This window comes from Halostella litorea (genome assembly GCF_004785955.1).
In the GTDB taxonomy this organism is placed as follows: Archaea; Halobacteriota; Halobacteria; order Halobacteriales; family Natronoarchaeaceae; genus Halostella; species Halostella litorea.
In genome coordinates, this window is the sequence record NZ_SJER01000001.1 from 726097 (window position 1) to 741916 (window position 15820).

The 15820-nt window shown below is 71.0% G+C and carries 11 protein-coding genes; 2 read left to right on the forward strand and 9 right to left on the reverse strand.

Going from position 1 to position 15820, the window contains the following annotated elements:
- Positions 1–37: 37 nt before the first annotated feature.
- Positions 38–367, reverse strand: a complete 330-nt coding sequence (locus tag EYW40_RS09270) for a DUF7344 domain-containing protein (protein WP_135821327.1) — start codon at positions 365–367, stop codon at positions 38–40.
- Positions 368–608: 241 nt separating this feature from the next.
- Between EYW40_RS09270 and EYW40_RS19975 the strand changes: the two genes are divergently transcribed.
- A complete protein-coding gene (locus tag EYW40_RS19975) occupies positions 609–4055 on the forward strand; it encodes a PAS domain S-box protein (RefSeq protein ID WP_202614490.1) in 3447 nt (1148 codons plus the stop codon).
- Between the two features lie 34 nt (positions 4056–4089).
- Here the strand turns inward: EYW40_RS19975 and EYW40_RS09290 are convergent, their stop codons facing one another.
- From EYW40_RS09290 to EYW40_RS09310, 5 genes are all read right to left on the reverse strand, one after another.
- A complete protein-coding gene (locus EYW40_RS09290; RefSeq protein WP_135821328.1) occupies positions 4090–5328 on the reverse strand; it encodes a DNA double-strand break repair nuclease NurA in 1239 nt (412 codons plus the stop codon).
- Positions 5329–5419: 91 nt separating this feature from the next.
- The gene (locus EYW40_RS09295) at positions 5420–6478 is read right to left on the reverse strand and encodes an ABC transporter permease (protein ID WP_135821329.1); all 1059 of its coding nucleotides are present in this window, start codon (positions 6476–6478) and stop codon (positions 5420–5422) included.
- Positions 6471–7703: an ABC transporter permease gene (locus EYW40_RS09300; RefSeq protein ID WP_135821330.1), complete on the reverse strand. Its 1233-nt coding sequence runs from the start codon at positions 7701–7703 to the stop codon at positions 6471–6473. The genes EYW40_RS09295 and EYW40_RS09300 overlap by 8 nt, the downstream gene beginning before the upstream one ends.
- Positions 7700–9253, reverse strand: coding sequence for an ABC transporter ATP-binding protein (locus EYW40_RS09305; RefSeq protein ID WP_135821331.1), 1554 nt, complete (start codon positions 9251–9253; stop codon positions 7700–7702). Before EYW40_RS09305 ends, EYW40_RS09300 begins: the two co-directional genes overlap by 4 nt.
- A 90-nt stretch (positions 9254–9343) precedes the next feature.
- The gene (locus tag EYW40_RS09310) at positions 9344–10423 is read right to left on the reverse strand and encodes a BMP family lipoprotein (RefSeq protein ID WP_135821332.1); all 1080 of its coding nucleotides are present in this window, start codon (positions 10421–10423) and stop codon (positions 9344–9346) included.
- Positions 10424–10652: 229 nt separating this feature from the next.
- Here EYW40_RS09310 and gpmI point away from each other — a divergent pair, with 229 nt between their 5' ends.
- Entirely contained in the window at positions 10653–12212 is a 1560-nt protein-coding gene (gene gpmI, locus EYW40_RS09315) for a 2,3-bisphosphoglycerate-independent phosphoglycerate mutase (protein ID WP_135821333.1), read from the forward strand.
- A gap of 10 nt (positions 12213–12222) precedes the next feature.
- Here gpmI and nadC read toward each other — a convergent pair whose 3' ends face one another.
- The 3 genes from nadC to nadA are packed head-to-tail and all read right to left on the reverse strand — an operon-like array spanning position 12223 to position 15673.
- Positions 12223–13041: a carboxylating nicotinate-nucleotide diphosphorylase gene (nadC, locus tag EYW40_RS09320; protein WP_135821334.1), complete on the reverse strand. Its 819-nt coding sequence runs from the start codon at positions 13039–13041 to the stop codon at positions 12223–12225.
- Positions 13042–13043: 2 nt separating this feature from the next.
- Entirely contained in the window at positions 13044–14549 is a 1506-nt protein-coding gene (locus tag EYW40_RS09325; RefSeq protein ID WP_135821335.1) for an L-aspartate oxidase, read from the reverse strand.
- Entirely contained in the window at positions 14546–15673 is a 1128-nt protein-coding gene (nadA, locus tag EYW40_RS09330; RefSeq protein WP_202614527.1) for a quinolinate synthase NadA, read from the reverse strand. The genes EYW40_RS09325 and nadA overlap by 4 nt, the downstream gene beginning before the upstream one ends.
- Positions 15674–15820: the final 147 nt, after the last annotated feature.

Genomic DNA, 15820 nt, shown 5'->3' on the forward strand with positions numbered 1-15820 from the left:
CCGCCTCCGGTCCGGCGGAGCGTCGGCCGCCGTCGTCTCAGTCGAGCAGCGCCGCCGGACACACGTTACACGACTCGATTGCGTTTGCCTCCGCGTCGTAGTCGATCACGCCGGCGTCGTCCATCGCCGGCAGGTGGTTGTGGTGGAGCGCGGTCGCCGTGCGTCGAACTGTTCGGCCGTCGGCCGTGCCCGAGTCGGGCGGGGCGGCGACGGCCGCCGCCAACTCCTCTACCCCGAGCGGAACCGTCCGATCCGCGAGCGCGTCGAGCGCGAACCGGCGCTGAGGCGCCGAAAGCAGCCGGTGGCGTTCGTCCTCGGTCAGCGTCTCCGGTCCCGTCTCCTCGGCCGCGTGGGTGCTCTGTGACATGGTGAGTGTGTTGGTTCGCCGGCCGCTGCCGGCGGCTACCTGAGACGAAGCCCTTGCCCCCCGTAAGGGCTCGCTAGAACTGATTAGGTTCGGCCCGCGTCGCGAGGCTGTGGGATACTTACCGGCTGCTTCCGGGGTTACCCGGGATACCTGCCAGTTCGTCCGGATTACTCCGTTAGACGGCCGCTACTCCGCCTCCACCGGCGGAGCGTTGATAAGCGTAAGGCGCTGTTAGAGGGATATGGACACGGACGCGTTGACCGACTGCCTCCGGGAGACGCTCGCGCTCTTCGACGGGGAGGGGACGCCGCGGACGACGAGCGAGGTCGCCGACGCGCTCGACCTCGGGCGGCGGAGCACGTACGAGCGGCTGGAACGGCTCGTCGACCACGGGGAACTGGACACGAAGAAGGTGGGGGCGAGCGCCCGCGTCTGGTGGCGGCCGTCGGACGCCGGCGTGCCGGCAGCGGCCGACTCGATCGTGGAGGACGTGCTGGACGACGCCGCCGTCGGCGTGTTCGTGCTCGACGCGGCGTTCGACGTCGTCTGGAGCAACGACGCGGTCAAGCGGTACTTCGGGCTCGAGGGCGAGCGGCTGGCCGGGCGGGACAAGCGAACCCTGATCGAGGAGCGGATCGCGCCGGTCGTCGACGACTCGGCGGCGTTCGCCGGGAGGGTGCTCTCGACGTACGACGAGGGCGCGGACGCCGAGCGGTTCGAGTGCCGCGTGACCGCCGGCGAGGACCGGGAGGCGCGCTGGCTCGAACACCGCAGCAAGCCGATCACCGAGGGCGCGTACGCCGGCGGCCGGATCGAGGTGTACTACGACGTCACCGAGCGGACGCTCACCCAGCAGGCGCGCCAGCAGGAGCGAAAGCAGTTCGAGTCGCTGGTGGACGCCGTCGAGGAGTACGCCATCTTCATGCTGGACCCGGAGGGGCGGATCCGGAGCTGGAACGCCGGGGCCGAGCAGATCAAGGGGTACGACGCCGACGAGATCATCGGCGAGCACTTCTCGGTGTTCTACACGGAGCCGGACCGGTCGGCGGGCGTCCCCGAGCGCAACCTCGAGGCGGCGACGCGGGACGGGTCGGTCGAGGACGAGGGCTGGCGGGTCAGGGCGGACGGCTCCCGCTTCTGGGCGAACGTCACGATCACCGCGATCCGCGACGACGACGGGGAGCTGGAGGGGTTCGCGAAGGTGACCCGGGACATGACCGAGCGCCGGCGGCAGGAGCGTCAGGTCCGCCGCCAGCGCGACGAACTGGAGCGCGAACTCGACGACGTGTTCGACCGGATCGACGACGCCTTCGTCGGGCTGGACACGGAGTACCGGGTCACGTACGTCAGCGACCGGGCGGCGGAGCTGCTCGACCGGAGCCCCGGAGAGCTTGCCGGACACGAGGTGTTCGACGCGCTCCCGACGGTCGCCGGGACGCGGTTCGAGCAGGAGGCCGTACGCGCGATGGAGAGCCAGGAACAGCGGTCGTTCGAGGCGTACTACGGGCCGCGGGACGCGTGGTTCGAGACCACCGTCTACCCGTCCGACACCGGGCTGTCGGTGTACTTCCGGGACGTGACCGACCGCAAGAAGCGCGAGCGCGAACTGGAGCGCTACGAGACGATCGTCGAGACGGTCGACGACGGCATCTACGCGGTCGACGACGACGCCGAGTTCGTCATGGTCAACGACGCGTTCTGCGAGATGACGGGCTGGGAGCGCGAGCAGTTGCTCGGCCGCCACGCGACGGCGGTGTACGACGACGACATCGCGCCCGAGGCCGCCGACCGCGCGGCGGAGGTGGTGTCGGGGAACCGGGACGTCGCCGTCATCGAGTTCGACCTCCACAACAGGGACGGCGACACGGTGCCCGTCGAGGCCCGGTTCAGGCCGTTCCCCACGGACGGGAGCTACGGTAGGTGCGGCGTGGTCCGCGACGTCTCCGACCGCATCGAGCGGGAGCGCGAACTCCGGCAGCGCGTCCGCCAGCAGGAGGTCGTCGCCGAACTCGGGCAGCGCGCGCTCGAGGAGTCGGACGTCGACGCGCTGATGGCGGCCGCCAGCGAGGCGGTCGCGGAGACGCTGGACGCCGCGTACTGCAAGGTGCTCGACCTGGACGCCGACGCCGATGCCCTCCTCCTCCGGCAGGGCGTCGGCTGGGACGAGGCCCTCGTGGGCGAGGCGACCACCTCGGCCGTCGACGACGACTCGCAGGCGGCGTACACGCTGTCGTCGGCCGAGCCGGTCGTCGTGACCGACCTCGAAGCCGAGTCGCGGTTCGGCGGCCCGGACCTGCTCACCGACCACGGCGTGCGAAGCGGCGTCAGCGTCGTCGTCGGGCCGCGGGACGACCCGTGGGGGATCCTCGGCGTCCACGACACCGAAGCCCGGGGGTTCTCGGACCACGATGTCACCTTCGTGCAGTCCGTCGCGAACGTGCTCGCCACCGCGATCGGCCGGCACCGGGACGAGCAGGTGCTGCACCGCCAGCGCGAGCAACTCGCCGCGCTGAACGGGCTGAACGAGGTCGTCCGCGAGATCACCGACGCGGCCATCGAGCAGTCCACGCGCGAGGCGATCGAGGAGACCGTCTGCGACCGACTCGTCGAGACGGACTCGTACCTTTTCGCGTGGGTCGGCGAGACGAACGTCGCCAAACAGTCCGTCGTGCCCCGGGTCGAGGTCGGCGTCGACGGGTACGTCGACGAGGTCGACATCTCGCTCGACCCGGACGACGACCGGTCGGTCGGCCCCACCGCGCGGGCGCTCCGGACGGGGGAGGTCCAGACGACGAGCGACGTCCAGACCGACCCGCAGTACGAGCCGTGGCGGGAGACCGCCGAGAAGTACGGGTTCCGGTCCTCGGCGGCGATCCCGATCGTGTACGAGGACACCGTCTACGGCGTGTTGAACGTGTACGCCGAGCGGCCCGACGCGTTCGCCGAGCCCGAGCGGACGGTCATCGGCCAGCTCGGCGAGGTCGTCGGCCACGCGATAGCCGCAACCGACCGGAAGCGGGCGCTGATGGGCGACGAACTGCTCGAACTGGAGTTCCGCATCCCGGACGTCTTCGAGGCGGTCGGCGCCACACAGGAGGGCGACGGCCGCATCCGCCTCGACAGCGCGGTTCCGGTCGGGGACGGCGAGTTCCTGGTGTACGGGAGCGTGACCCCGGACGCGGTCGAGGACCTGAACGCCATGCTCGAGGCGGCCCCGCACTGGGCCGACGTGACGGTGGACGACGCGGAGGCGGACGACGAGACGGTCGGGTTCGAGGCGCGGCTGGCGAACCCGCCGGTGCTCGCCACCCTCGCGTCGATGGGCGGCTCCATCGACGAGGCCGTCATCGACGACGGCGACTACCACATGCGGCTCCACCTCGCGCCGAGCGCGGACGCCCGGCAGGTGATCGACGCCGTCCAGGAGGTCTACCCGGACGCGGAGATGGTGAAGCGGCGACAGCGAACCCGGGAGGACGACCCGACCGAAAGCCGCGAGGCCGGGCTGGACGAACTGACCGAGCGCCAGCGGACCGCGCTCGAAGCCGCTTACCACTCGGGCTTCTTCGAGTGGCCGCGGGACAGCTCCGGCGAGGACGTCGCCGAGTCGCTGGGGGTCAGCCCCGCGACCTTCCACCAGCACCTCCGGAAGGCCGAAAAGGAGGTCCTGGGGGCCGCGCTGTCCTGACGAGCGGGGGACCGCCGTCGGCCGCGCGGGCCGCTTACTGGTCGGCGTCCCACCGCACGTCGTCGTACGTCCGCTGTTTCTCGGTGTCCATCGAGCGCTCGAACGCGCGGCGGAGCGACCGCTTCTCCTCGCGGCTGATCCGGGCGAGCGCGTCGGCCTTGTGGACGGCCGCCGGCGGGCCGCGCTCGGCGGCGACCTCGGCGAGCAGGTGGCGCTCCAGCCGCTCCCGGGTCTCGGGGTCCGAGGTGACGGCGTAGGGCGCCTCGACCTTGTACAGCACGTCCTCGCGCGGGTCGTAGACGACGAAGAAGGTGACCTCGTAGGCCGCCGGATCGAGTTCGCGCTCGACGCCGAGCGCGTCGCCGTCGGCGGCGAGCGTCCGGTCCGAGCCGCCCCGCGAGACGAACCAGTTGGTGAACGTAAGTTGGTCGGTGCGGCGCTCCCCGTCCTCCCGGCGCTCCAGCAGGCGGGTGAAAAGCGCCGTGTCGTCGACCCACGGCGCGGGCGCACCCTTCCGGTCGACCGTCCGGGTGATCAGCTTCGAGGAGGGGTTCTTGACGAAGCCGACCAAGGGCGTGCCGTCGGCGATGAACCGCTCGACGAGGCGGACGTAGTTCTCGACTATCGCGTTGGGCTTGGCGTCGTGGGCCAGTTCCCGCAGCTCCGCGTCGCGGTCCTGCCAGTTCAAAAGCTCCTTGGGGTACAGCGGCCCGTCGAGTATCAGCAGGTCGTCGACGCGGTCGGCGTGTTCGAGCGCGTGCTCGCTCTCGGCGAGGTACAGCGCCAGCGCGTGGACGACGCCCTCGGTGAAGCGGCTCACCCGCGGGGCCTGGAGCACCCGCCGGCGGCCGTACCCCTCGTCGTACTCGACCCACTCCTCGGGCAGTTTGACGGTGTCGTCGCTCGTGTGGACCGTCGAGACGAGGCTCCGCGACCGGTGCAGGTCCAGGTCCGAGGGGCAACTGCTCATCGCCGCCTGCGCGACGTCGAGCACCAGCCCGTTCTTGAACGTGGTCGGGTTGATCGTCCCGGAGTCCAGCCCGTGGGTCGACGGGAACGGCCGCTCCCGGAGCGCCGCCGCCTCGACGTCTATCGCCCGCCGCCGCCGCTCGCCGAGCGGGACGAGCAGTTCGCGGCCGTCGTCGACCAGCGGGTCGAGGAAGTCGGTCCAGACCTGCTCGGCCAGTTCCCCGTGGTCGCCGTCGTCGACGTCCCGCCCGATCCGCCGGGCGAGCCGGGCGATCCCCTCGAAGTGCACCGGGTCGAGCGTCATTCGTGTCTGGATTCGGGGCCGCGACGAAAAAGGCAGCGGAGCGCCCGGTCGGCGGGCCGTCCGTTCGGGTGTGTGAAACGCGTGTGCCGGCTCAGTCCTCGCCGGACTCGTAGTGGTCGCCGGCGGCCTCCGGGATCTGGGTCTTCCCGACCAGCGCCAGCACGAGGATCACCGTCACGAACGGGATGGTCTGGACCAGCGAGTCCGGCACCGACACCGCCTGCACGGTCTGGAGCCGGATCTGGACGGCGTCGAGGCCGGCGAACAGCATCGTCGACAGCATCGCGCCGATGGGGTTGTAGTTGCCAAAGAGGTAGGCGACGATGGCGATGAACCCGTCGCCGTTGACCATCGTCGGGCCGTTGCCGGTAAACCGGCCGATGTTGAACGCCAGCGACGCGCCGCCCATCCCCGAGAGCACGCCGGAGAGCAACACGGCGCGGTACCGCACCCAGGAGACGTTCACGCCCGCGGTGTCGAGCGCCTTGGGGTTCTCGCCGGCCGCGCGGACCCGCCGGCCGAACGTCGTCCGGTTGAGCGAGTACCAGCAGACCGCGACCGCGAGGAACATCAGGTACACCGACGGCGCGGCCGAGAACAGCGCCCCGATGAACGGCAGGTCCGCGAGGACCGGCACGCTGATCGTGCTGAAGGAGTCGACGCCGGTCGTGTTGGGACCGCCGTAGACGACCTGCGAGGCGAAGGGGGCGAGGCCGAGGGCGATGAGCCAGACGGCCAGCCCCGCGATGATCTGGTCGGCGCGGTACTCGATACAGACGACGGCGAACAGCCCCGCAAGCGCCGTCGAGGCGAGCACGCCCATGACGAAGCCGACCCAGAGCGACCCCGTCACGTCCGCCGCGTAGACGGCGCTGAACGCGGAGATGATGAGCAGGCCCTCCAGCCCGATGTTGATGACGCCGGACTTCTCGGCGTAGATGCCGCCAAGCGCCGCGAACACGATCGGCACCGACAGGCGCAGCGTCGACGCGAGCGCGGACCGCGAGGCGACGATGTCGAACAGCGTCGCCGCGAACGACCCCGGCGCGACGAGCGCCGCCACGCCGAGCGCGACGAAGGCAAGCACCGCGGCGACGGCGACGAGCATCCGCCCGGAGAGGTCGCGGACGCCGAGGCCGCCGTCAGTCATCGTCACCACCCCCGGCGGCCGCGGCGGGTTCACGGTCCTCCGCCCGGGCGAGGCGCTTGCCGATCAGCCGGAAGAACTCCGGCATCGCCACGAACAGGATGATGAGCCCCCGGAGCACGCCGACCAGTTGCGGCGGCACGTCCGTCGCGAAGGAGACGACCGTCGATCCGGACTTCAACACGCCGAACAGGAGCGCGGCGGCCGCCGCGCCGAGCGGGTTGTTGCCCGCGAGGATCGACACCGTGATCCCGTCGAAGCCGTAGTCGGGCACGCCGGTCTGGAACTTGCCGAGGATCATCATGACGTACATCGCGCCGCCGATGCCGCCCAGCGCCCCCGAGAGGGTCATCGAGGCGACGATCGTACGGGCCGAGTTCACCCCGCCGTACTCCGCCGCCTTGGCCTGGAGGCCGGCGGTGCGGAGGTCGTATCCGAACGACGTGTGTTCGAGCAGGTAGTAGACGCCGCCGACGAACACGAGGGCGATCAGCAACGCGAGCAGGGCGAAGTCCGTCCGCGGGTCGAACAGCAGGGAGGGGAACCGGGCGTTGTCCGGCAGCGTCCGCGTCTGGATCGCCTGGCTCTCCGGGTCCCCGAAGTGGGCGGTGACGAGGTACTGGGCCACCAGCGCCGCGACGAAGTTGAGCATGATGGTGGTGATCACCTCGTTGGCGTCCGCGTACGCCTTCAGGACGCCCGGGATGGCCCCGTACAGCCCGCCGCCGAGCGCGCCGGAAAGCAGGCCGAGCGGAATGAGCACGGCGGTCCCGGCGACGCCGGGCAGCGCGGGGGCGGCCCACAGCACGACCAGCGCCGACGCCAGCGCGCCGACGACGAGTTGCCCCTGCGTCCCGATGTTGAACAGCCCGGCGCGGAACGCCAGCGCAACCGAGAGGCCGGTGAAGATGAGCACCGTCGTCTCCCGGAGCGTGACGGCGAACTGCGGGTTCAGCGGCGACCACCCGCCCGCGAGCGGGTCGCCGAGCGCGCCGAGGAACAGGCGGTCGTACACGAGGAACGGGTCGTAACACAGCGTCTGCCCGCCGACGGTCAGCACGGGGCTGCGACAGGTCGCGATGAAGCCGGAGACGAACATGATCACCATCCCGACCAGCATCGCCAGCGCCAGCGACGCGAGCGCGATCAACAGCCGCTCGCCGGCCGATGTCCGCGACAGGTCGATGAGCGCGGTGCGGACGCGGTCCGGAAGGCGGTCGCCGTTCATCCGGTCACCTCCGCGGACGCGACGCCCTCCTCGAACTCGGGGTGCTCGCCGGCCATGAGCAGGCCGAGCTGTTCCTCGGTCACGCGCTCCGGGTCGACGACCGCCATCACTTCACCCTCGTACATCACGGCGAGGCGGTCGGACAGCGACTGGACCTCGTCCAGCTTCGAGGAGACCAGCAGCACGCCCTTCCCCTCGCTCCGGAGCTCGTTGATCCGGTCGTGGATGAACTCCGTCGACCCGATGTCGACGCCGCGGGTGGGATGCGACGCGACGACGAGCCGGGGGTCCCGCGCGAACTCGCGGCCGACCACGAACTTCTGCTGGTTCCCGCCCGACAGCGACTCGGCCTCCGCGTCGGCGTCGGGCGGCCGGACGTCGTACTCCTCGACTATCCCCTCGGCGTGGTCGCGGGCGTGGTCCCAGTCGATGCGCCCGCGGCTGGCGTAGGGCTCGGAGTGCTGGCTGCCGAGCAGGCCGTTGCTCACGAGGTCGAAGTCCATCACCAGGCCGCGCTCCTGGCGGTCCTCCGGGACGTACGCCATCCCGCTTTCGATGCGCTGGCGGCGCGACGTCGTCGTGATCTCCTCGCCGAACGCCTCGATCCGGCCCTCGTCGGGGTTCCGGAGCCCGGTGATCGCCTCGACGAGTTCGGTCTGGCCGTTCCCGTCGACGCCGGCGATGCCGAACACCTCGCCCTCGCGGACGCGCAGCGACACGTCGTCGACGACCCTGACGCCGCGGTCGTCGACGACCGAGACGCCGTTACAGTCCAGCACGGGGTCGCCCGGGTCGGCGGGCGGCCGGTCGACGTCCATCAGCACCTCGCGGCCGACCATCATCTCGGCCAGGTCGTTGCGGTCGACCGAGTCGGCCGGGACGGTGCCGACGTTCTCCCCGTCGCGGAGGACGGTGACGTCGTCGGCCGCGGTCATCGCCTCGCCGAGCTTGTGCGTGATGAAGATGATCGTCTTGCCCTGGGCGGTGAGCTCCTCGAACACCGAGAACAGCTCCTCGACCTCCTGGGGGGTGAGCACCGCCGTCGGCTCGTCGAGGATGAGCACGTCCGCCCCGCGGTACAGCGCCTTGAGGATCTCGACCCGCTGCTGGACGCCGACGGAGACGTCGTCGATCCGGTCGTCGGGGTCGACGTCGAAGCCGAAGCGCTCGGAGAGTTCGACCACCTCCTCGCGTGCGCGCTCCCGGTCGACGGTCCGCCCGAACCACTTCGTCGGCTCGTTGCCGAGCGTGATGTTCTCGGCGACGGTCATCGGGTCGACCAGCATGAAGTGCTGGTGGATCATCCCGACCCCGGCGTCGATGGCGTCACGCGGGGAGTCGAACTCCCGCTTCGTTCCGTCGACGATCACGTCGCCGGCCTCGGGCTGGTACAGGCCGTACAACACGTTCATCAGCGTCGTCTTCCCGGCCCCGTTCTCGCCGAGAAGGGCGTGGACCGTGCCTTCTTCGACGCGCAACGTCACGTCGTCGTTGGCGACGACCCCCGGGAACCGTTTCGTGATCCCGTCGAGGTGGACGGCCAATGTCATAACCCGTCGCTTTCGGCGGGGGTATCTTAAGAGTAAGGATATTTGATGACTGTTACCGCGCGTCGACCGGTCGGACGGGTGACCGGTCGGTTACGGCGACTGCGGGACGTCGATGTCGCCGTTGATGATGTCGTCGCGTGCGGTCGAGACCTCGTCTTTGATCTCCTGGGGGATCTGGCTCCCGAGGTCCTGGCCGTACACGGCCTCGACGCCGTTGTCGGAGAGGCCGAGCGCGGTCGTCGCACCGCCCTCGAACTCGTCGTTGACGACCTGTTCGACGGCGGTGTACACCGCGGTGTCGACGCGCTTGACCATGCTGGCGAGGATGACGCCGCTGTAGTCCGGCAGGGTCACCGACTGGTCGCGGTCGACGCCGAAGGCAAAGCGGCCCTGCTCCTGGGCGGCCTGGAACACGCCGGTGCCCGACTGGCCCGCCGCGTGGAAGATGAGGTCCGCCCCGGAGTTGTACATCGACAGCGCCGCCTCCTTGCCGCCGGAGGGGTCGCTGAAGCCGCCGACGTAGGACGTCTGGACGTCGACGTCCTCGTTTGCGTGTTTCACGCCCGCCGTATAGCCGGCCTCGAACTTCTTGATGAGGTCGGATTCGACGCCGCCGACGAAGCCGACGTTCGTCGAGTCGGTCGACGTCGAGTTCGAACCGGCCTCGAACGACTGGCTGGTGAGCCGACCGGCCATCATGCCGATGAGGAACGATCCCTCGTGTTCCGAGAACACGTACGAGCCGACGTTGCCGAACTGCTCGCCGTCCTCGTTCGTCGGCACGGAGTCGACGATCATGAAGTCCTGGTCGGAGTACTCCGGGGCCGTCTCGCTCAGCGCGTCGGCCTGCAGGAAGCCGATACAGGAGACGAGGTCGTAGTCCGGGCTCGTCGACTGGGCGTACTGCTGCTGGAGGTTGCCGAACTCCGCGACTTCCTCGGGCTGGGACTCGTTGTAGGAGATGCCGAGGTCCTCCTCGGCGCGCTGGATGCCCGACTGGGCCTGGTCGTTGAACGACCCGTCGCCGAGGCCGCCGGTGGCGTACACCATGCCGACGTTCGCTGCCGTGTCGCTGCCGCTGTTGTCGTCGCCGCCGCCGAGACAGCCCGCGAAAGCGAGGGCACCTGCGGTGCCGACGCTCCCGACGAACTGGCGTCTATCGAGTGGCATACCCTACCCTGTAACGTATGTCTCTTAAAATCACCGGTCACAGACCGAGGGGTGATCGCCACACGGTTGCCAACTCCGTGCCGGGATCGACACGGGCCACACACCGCGGGATCCAGACTCGCGTTCACCCCCGGCCGCCCAACTCGCAGTTCCCCCGGCACGCGCCCTCGCGCCGGCGGCGGTTCCCGGAAGCGAAGGGTAGTTACCCCACCGCGGCGATCACCGACGTATGGACGCGGCCGTGATCATCCTCGACGGCTGGGGGCTGAGCGAAGGGAACCCGCGCAGCGACGCCGACGCGTCGGACGACGGGCGGGAGCCGGGCGGACGCGACGCCGTGACGGGGGCGGACACGCCCAACTTCGACCGCCTCGCCGACGCCGGCGCGTGGGGCACGCTGGAGGTGTCGGGCCGGCGCGTCGGCCTCCCCGAGGGACAGATGGGCAACAGCGAGGTCGGTCACCTGAACATCGGGGCCGGCCGGGTCGTCAAACAGGAGTACACGCGGATCAGCGACGCCATCGCCGACGGCTCGTTCCACACGAACGACGCGCTCCAGTCGGCGTCGACGTACGCGAAGGAACACGGCGGCCGGGTCCACTTCATGGGCCTGGTCAGCGACGGCGGGGTCCACTCCGACTACGAGCACCTGTTCGCGCTCGTCGAGATGGCCGCCGAGCGGGGGGTCGAAGCCGTCACGCACGCCTTCATGGACGGCCGCGACACGGACCCGACCGCCGGGGCCGGCTACCTCCGCGAACTGGAGTCGGTGCTCGACGAGCACGGCACCGGCGACGTGGCGACCGTCTCGGGCCGGTACTACGCGATGGACCGCGATCAGAACTGGGAGCGGACGCGGCGGGCGTACGACGCCATCGTCAACCGCCGGGCCGAACACGCCTCGGCGTCGTCGGTCGCCGCCGTCGAGGAGTCGTACGACCGCGGCGACACCGACGAGTTCGTCGAGCCGACGGTCGTGCGGGACGAGCCACCGCTGCAGGACGGCGACGCGGTCGTCTTCTTCAACTACCGCGCGGACCGCGCCCGCCAGCTCACCCGGATGCTGGCCGACATCGACCCCGTCTGGGAGTTCGAGACGTCGCCGCCCGACGTCGAGGTGGTGACGATGACCCAGTACGACGAGACGTTCGACCTGCCCGTCGCCTTCCCGCCCCACCGCCCCGCGGACACGCTCGGCGAGACGCTGGCCGACCGTGGCTACACCCAGTTGCGGATCGCCGAGTCCGAGAAGTACCCCCACGTCACCTACTTTCTTAACGGCGGCCGCGAGGTGGAGTTCGAGGGCGAACTCAGAGAGATCGTCGAGTCGCCGCCGGTCGCCACCTACGACATGCAGCCGGAGATGAGCGCCGCGGGCGTGACCGACAGCGCCGTCCGGATCGTCGACAGCGACGACCCGGACGTGCTCGTGTTGAACTACGCCAACCCCGACATGGTCGGCCACACCGGCAACTACGACGCCGCCGTCGTCGCGGTCGAAACCGTCGACGAACAGCTCGGCCGGCTCGTCGACCACCTCACCGACCGCGGCTCGCACGTCCTGATCACCGCCGACCACGGCAACGCCGACGACATGGGGACCGAGGACGACCCCTACACCGCCCACACGTACAACGACGTGCCGTTCGTCTACGTCTCGCCGGACGGCACGGGCGCGGGCCGCCGCGTCCGGTCGGGCGGCACGCTCGCCGACATCGCACCGACGGTGCTGTCGCTGATGGGGGTCAAGCAGCCGGCGGCGATGACCGGCGAGAGCCTGCTGGAGTGACCGCCGCGGGCTACCCCGTCCGGAACGAGTAGTCGAGCGACGGCGCGGAGTGGGTCAGCGCGCCCATGGAGATGACGTCGACGCCCGTCCGGGCGTACGCGGGCACGTCGTCGACCGTGATCCCGCCGGACGCCTCGGCGAGCGCGTCGGCCTCGGCGTCGCGGAGCAGGTCGACCGCCTCGGCCGTCACCGACGGCGACATGTTGTCCAGCAGGACGACGTCCGCGCCCGCCGCGGCGGCCCGGGGCGCGTCGGCCGGGTCCTCGACCTCGGCCTCGACCTTCGTGGCGAATGACGCCCGCTCGCGGAACCGCTCGACGGCCGCCTCCAGCCCCAGTTCGGCGACGTGGTTCTCCTTGACCATGACCATGTGCGACAGGTCGAGGCGGTGGGTGTCGCCGCCGCCCGCCGCCACGGCGCGCTTCTCGACGCCGCGGAGCCCCGGCGTCGTCTTCCGGGTGCCCGCCACGGCGACGTCGTCGGCCGCCTCGCGCGCCGCGTCGACCGCCTCGCGGGTCCTCGTCGCCACCCCGGAGGCGTGGCCCGCGAGGTTGACCGCGACGCGCTCCGCCCGGAGGACCGCCCGCGCCTCACCCGCGGCGGTCAGGACGACGTCGCCGGCGTCGACGCGGTCGCCGGCGTCGACGCGCGGTTCGGCGTCGACGCCGAGGTAGTCGAAGGTCGCGGCGGCGGCCTCCACCCCCGCGGCGACGCCGGCCTCCTTCGCGACGAGGCGGCCGGTCGTCTCGCCGGGCACGTCGTTGGTCACGTCGTGGTGGCCCAGGTCCTCGCGGAGCCACCGCTCGACCTGCCGGTCGGTGACGGGCATCGTCAGTCCCCCGCGGCCGCCGCGTCCGGCCGCTCGACCCAGTGGCAGCCGACGGACTCGTCGTTCCCGGCGGCGGCGCGGACGACGAGCAGCCCCGTCACCGCGGCGTTGCGCAGTTCGTACAGCTCCCGCGAGGTCCGGGTGCGGGCGTAGGCGTCGACCTCGCCCTTGAGCCGCCGGAGGACGGCCCGGGCGCGTTCGAGCCCGTCGGGCGTCCGGCGGATGCCGGCCCGCTCGGCCATCACGCGGCGCAGCCGGGTGAACTTCTCCGCCGCGAACCGCTCGGGCAGGTCCGGGTCGCTGTCCCGCAGGGCCGGCACGTCGCACTCGACGACGTCGTTGCCGGCGGCCGCCCGGCCGGCGCGGCGACCCCACACCAGCCCCTCCAGCAGGCTGGTGCTCGCGAGGCGGTTCGCGCCGTGGACGCCGGTGCGGGCACACTCCCCGACGGCGAAGAGGCGGTCGAGGCTCGTCCGCCCGCGGTCGTCGACCGCGACGCCGCCACAGAGGAAGTGCTGGGCGGGCGCGACCGGGACGCCGGCCGCGGGGTCGACGCCGCGCTCCTCGCACTTCGCGGCCAGGTCCGGGAAGTCGGCGGCGAAGTCGAGCGGTTCCACGTCCAGCCGCACCCCGCCGGTGGCGTCGCGCTCGGCGGCGACGGCGCGGGCGACCACGTCCCGCGGGGCGAGTTCGGCGTCCTCGTGGTACGCCGGCATGAACCGCTCGTCGGCGCCGTTGCGCAGCAGCGCGCCCTCGCCCCGGACGGCCTCCGAGAGCAGGAACGTGTCGCTCCCGTCCCCGTCGCCCGCGTACGCCGTCGGGTGGAACTGCACGTACTCCATGTCGGCCACGTCGGCCCCGGCGAGCGCCGCCATCGCGACCCCGTCGCCGGTGGCGGCCTGCGGGTTCGTCGACCGGCGGTAGCACGCGCCGATCCCGCCGGTGGCGAGCACCGTCGCGCCGGCGAAGACGGGGTCCCCGGTCGGACGCGTGTCGAGTAGCGCGCCGTGGACCCGACCCTCGCTCGCGATCAGGTCGAGCGCGGCGGTGTCGTCCCGGACCGTCACGCGGCCGTGGCCGTCGAGGTAGTCGAGGAACGGCCGGAGGAGGTGTCGCCCCGTGCTGGCGTCGACGTGGAGGATCCGCTCGCGGGAGTGGCCCGCCTCGCGGGCGAAGTCGTAGCCCGCGCCGCCCTCGTCGAACGGCACGCCCAGCGTCTCCACGAGCACGTCGTGGACCGCCGCGGGGGCGTCCTCGACGAGGGTGTCGACGGCGTCGGGGTCGGCGGTCCAGTCGCTTGCCGCCAGCACGTCGCGCTTGAACGACGCCGGGTCGCCCCGCGTGGTGGCGACGCCGCCCTGCGCCCAGTCGGTGTTTGCGTCCTCGGGGCGGGACGCCTTGGTGACGACCAGCACATCCGCCCCCTCGCGGGCCGCGGCGAGCGCGGCGCTACAGCCAGCGATGCCGCTGCCGACGACGAGCACGTCGGCGGTGGTCGCGCCCGTCATGCTATCTCCAGCATGCGTTCGACGGCCAGTCGGGCCAGTTCGGCCTCCGCGTCCGGCACGGCAACGACGTTTCGCTCCCGCCCGGCGACCAGTTCCTCCAGCACCCACGTCAGGTAGTTGGGGTCTATCTGGCGCATCGCGTTGCAGTCCATGCACGCCTCGCCACAGAGCGGGACGACGTCCACCTCGGGGTGCCACCGCTGGAGGTGGTTCGTCAGGTGGATCTCGGTGCCGATCGCCCACGTCTCGCCGGGGTCGGCCTCGGCCACCGTCTCGCGGATCGTCGCCGTGCTCCCGGCGACGTCGGCCGCCTCGACGACCTCCCGGCGGCACTCGGGGTGGACGATGACGTTCGCGCCCGGGTGCTCCTCGCGGACCGCCTCGACGTGCTCGGGCCGGAACCGCTCGTGGACCTGGCAGTAGCCGTCCCACAGGACGACGTCGGACTCGGCGACCGTCGCGGCGTCCGCGCCGTCTGGGTCCCACGGGTCCCACTCCGCGACGCCCCCTTCGAGGCCGAGTTCGTGGGCGGTGTTCTCCCCGAGGTGCTTGTCCGGCAGGAAGAGGACGGCGTCGCCCTTCGACAGCGCCCACTCGAACACGTCGGCCGCGTTCGAGGAGGTACAGACCGCGCCGCCCTGTTCGGCGCAAAACGCCTTCAGGTCGGCGTAGGAGTTCATGTACGTGACCGGGACGATGTCGCGGTCCGGCGCGGCGGCGGTGATCTCCGACCACGCGGCGTCGACCTGCAGCGCCTCGGCCATACCGGCCATCGGGCAGGACGCCTCCATCGACGGGAGGATCACGGTCTGGTCGTCGTCGGTGATCACGTCCGCGCTCTCGGCCATGAACGTGACGCCGCCGAACACCACGTAGTCGGCGTCCGTCTCGGCGGCCTCGACCGACAGGCCGTAGGAGTCCCCGACGAAGTCGGCGTGCTCGACTATCTCCCGGCGCTGGTAGTTGTGGCCCAGCACGACCACGTGGTCGCCGAGTTCCGCCCGGGCCGCCTCGATGCGCGCCGCCCGCTCGTCCGCGTCCAGGTCGCGGTAGTCGGGCGGTAACTGCTCCAGGTTGTCGTACTTGAACAGGCTGAGGTCCGTCTCGATGTCGGCCGTTTCCATTCGTGGCACGGTTGTGTCCCTAGTGGAGGTTCAGACACCGGTTGTGAAAAGATTTTTTCTTCATAGAGCAATTTGGAGTGCTCAAAGATACGCTGTTCCAGCTACAGACCTTTGAACGAGTTCGAAAGAGAATACCGAACCGGTTCG